The 2,357-nt window shown below is 39.7% G+C and carries 3 protein-coding genes; 1 reads left to right on the top strand and 2 read right to left on the bottom strand.

What is annotated here, in order from left to right:
* Positions 1 to 118: 118 nt before the first annotated feature.
* A complete protein-coding gene (locus HZA08_02145; GenBank protein MBI5192224.1) occupies positions 119 to 310 on the top strand; it encodes a hypothetical protein in 192 nt (63 codons plus the stop codon).
* Between the two features lie 52 nt (positions 311 to 362).
* Here HZA08_02145 and HZA08_02150 read toward each other — a convergent pair whose 3' ends face one another.
* Both HZA08_02150 and HZA08_02155 read right to left on the bottom strand, forming a co-directional pair.
* A complete protein-coding gene (locus HZA08_02150) occupies positions 363 to 1,883 on the bottom strand; it encodes a transposase (GenBank protein MBI5192225.1) in 1,521 nt (506 codons plus the stop codon).
* Positions 1,880 to 2,269: a hypothetical protein gene (locus HZA08_02155; protein ID MBI5192226.1), complete on the bottom strand. Its 390-nt coding sequence runs from the start codon at positions 2,267 to 2,269 to the stop codon at positions 1,880 to 1,882. The genes HZA08_02150 and HZA08_02155 overlap by 4 nt, the downstream gene beginning before the upstream one ends.
* Between the last annotated feature and the right edge of the window lie 88 nt (positions 2,270 to 2,357).

Raw genomic sequence — 2,357 nt, forward strand, 5'->3', positions numbered from 1 at the left:
GACCCTTTCCTGCCATGTACTGTTAAGAGAACCTTTTGCCATAAATATTCCCCGTAGTTAAGAGACTCACGGATAGGAAGTTGGTTTTCTGAGGATACAGTAGCAAGAGGAGATTTGTTTGTCAACGCAAATGTTATCTGTGATTCAGACACTAATATTACAAAAAGGTACCAGCCGCTGCCTTTTGAGAAATTTAGGTATTTTTGGGCAGAGTTATGGCAACTATGGGAATACAGTTAAGTGCATGGGGTTATTGTGCCTGAGCGTGGGCATACTCAGGTATATCGTTACATGGAGATATGTAACTTAAATGTAATTATAGTTCTATAAATTTGGGTTTAAAACACCATTATGGTATCATCCTATCCCCCTCTGAATTTGTCACGATTTTTAAATCCCTTGATCCACTTCTGTAACCTCAGTCTGGCCTCATCATGGAGGTCTACTATTATCTCTGTGTAATCATCCAAATCCAATACAGCAAAATAATCACCTGAGTATACTATCACGTTGTTTATTCCCATCTGCTCTTCATTCCTTAGAGACGTTATGGTCTTATTTGCTAAGGCATTCAGATGTTTTTTATTAAGATAAAGTTGTATGAGGCTATAGGTCAGCAATGTAAACAAGACATGTGCCTCAATCAGGGATTTCTCCGGTGAGCTGAACTTGTTAATATACCAGAACTTCTTTATCTGACGGTGACGTTCCTCTATATGGGTTCTTAATTCATATAGTTCAAAGACTTCTCTGGCATTTTTGGGTGTAAAAGTTGATGATAAACCCCAATATCTGCAAGACCCGTCAGACCCTGTAATCCTCATAATAGATACACAGAGAGGCACATCGCATCCCTTCCATATATCTACATCCTTTACCACTGTTACATCCTCTGTATACTTTATCCCATATTTTGTATATTCATTATATCTGACCCATTTGTAATTAAACGATTCGGCAATCTTCACAGGGTCGGACAGCGCATCCATATTAGATCTTAATGGAATCAATACATCTGATCCCAAATCCCTTTTTACATAATTAAGAAAATCACCTGAGATATATCCTCTGTCAACTATTAAAAGTTTCATAACACCCTTACCCACAGCATCTACGAAATCTTCGACCATCTGCCTGCCATGAACTAATTCATCCGTATTCCCAGGGCCCCACTGATAACCTGCAAAAATAAATGACCTGTCATCTTTCCCAATATGCAGCAGCTCACTTAATGCATAACAGAGGTGGTACTTTACCGCCTTCTTCTGTTCCGCTGTCATCTTGCTCGTATCTATCAATTGTCCATGCTCATCTACAGGCATTCTTACCGCATCCTTGTAATTATCATTCTCCGGCACTACCACATGTGTCTGATCTAATAAAAATATCCCATGCTTATCAAAACCCCTCTGTTTTCTTATAAACCTTTGAACATCCTTATTGTGCCAATCCCTTACCTCTATAGGGTTCGTATCCTTAAAAAACTTCCTTGCCGTATCCTGATGTATAGGGGATGTGCGTTCCTTCGTGTTCTTATTATTAAAACCGCCGTTCTTACCCCCTACGTTAAATCTCACTCTCGATAGCACCGCACCACTCCGGAGAAGCCCCGGCAACTGCTCAAATGAAGATGTGGTATGCAATTTCATCTGTACCTTGCACGCCAACAAAAACCATAGCGGCACCTCTTCCTTCTTCCTGGGAGTCGGATAACTGGCGCCACATATCTCAAAAAACCTCACCCCTAACAGGAATGCAAAAAACCTGTCCTGAAAGGTCCAATCAGCAAGGTCAATATAATCAATACGGCCATCTTTGAGATCATTTATTACCTTAACCCTGTTCTCCTCATAAATAATAGGGGCTATAATTTCTTCACTCATGGATAACTCCTTATGGTTGCTGATTTAACCTTCTCTAATAACTCATCTATCTCCTTATTTATTCTCCGTATCTTAGCCAGTGTCTCCTGATAGTGCCTATACCTGTTGGCCTGCTCAAGAATAACCTCTGCATCAGCCTTCTTAATCATTACTATCCTCTGCTTACCATCTTTATTGACAGATAAGGCAGGGTATGGACCATGTAGTATCCCTCCTGCACATTTACAATTACCCTTCCCGCACTTTCTGAAAACATCATGCGGTAAGCCATGAACCATGGGCTCACCATGAAGCAGACTAAAGATATATCCGGTACGCTTCTTAATGAGCACAGATAGTTTCTGGCGGACTACGCTTATATCAATATTATTCTTGACCTTTTCCATGACTTATATATAATAGCATATATCATATATAAGATACAATGAAAAAATCAACCGGTAAATAAAAAACCCTGATATTTTCTTTACGAGA

This window comes from Nitrospirota bacterium, from assembly GCA_016212215.1.
Classification (GTDB): Bacteria; Nitrospirota; 9FT-COMBO-42-15; order HDB-SIOI813; family HDB-SIOI813; genus JACRGV01.

Coding starts and splice junctions, on each gene's coding strand:
- HZA08_02155 (MBI5192226.1), bottom strand. CDS start 2,269: ATGGAAAAGGTCAAGAATAATATTGATATAAGCGTAGTCCGCCAGAAA.
- HZA08_02150 (MBI5192225.1), bottom strand. CDS start 1,883: ATGAGTGAAGAAATTATAGCCCCTATTATTTATGAGGAGAACAGGGTT.